This window comes from Paenibacillus forsythiae T98 (assembly GCF_000520735.1).
Lineage (GTDB): Bacteria > Bacillota > Bacilli > Paenibacillales > Paenibacillaceae > Paenibacillus_AQ > Paenibacillus_AQ forsythiae.
Map to the genome: position 1 here is coordinate 1 of NZ_ASSC01000740.1, position 525 is coordinate 525.

Sequence of the window (525 nt, forward strand, 5' to 3'; positions counted from 1 at the left end):
TATGGAGCATTTATCGATCCCGGACTTGAGGTATCGCCGCTGGCGCGCGGACCTCTGGATGGAATGACCTTTGCGGTCAAGGATGTCTTTGCGGTCAAGGGTCATGTCTCGTCGGCGGGGAATCCGGACTGGCTGCGCAGCCATCCGGCGGCGGCGGCGCACTCTGCTGCGGTTCGCAGCATGCTGCTTGCCGGGGCTGCTCTTAAGGGGGCGGCCCATACGGATGAACTGATGTACAGCCTTGGCGGAGAAAATATTCATTACGGCACGCCGGTAAACCCGAGGGGAACGGGGAGAATTCCCGGCGGTTCTTCCAGCGGCTCGGCGGTGGCGGTTGCCACGGAAAGTGTTGACTTCGCGCTGGGGACGGATACTGGCGGCTCTGTCCGCGTTCCTTCCGCATATTGCGGTATTTATGGATTTCGGCCAAGTCATGGCGCGGTCGATATGGAAGGGGTCATCCCGCTTGCGCCGCAGTTCGATACCGTCGGCTGGATGGCGCGCAGCTCCGGCCTTCTGCATACG

General features: G+C 61.7%; 1 protein-coding gene. It reads left to right on the forward strand.

What is annotated here, in order from left to right:
* A partial coding sequence (locus tag L692_RS0122485) for an amidase family protein (protein ID WP_025702229.1) occupies window positions 1–525 on the forward strand: 525 nt, incomplete at both ends.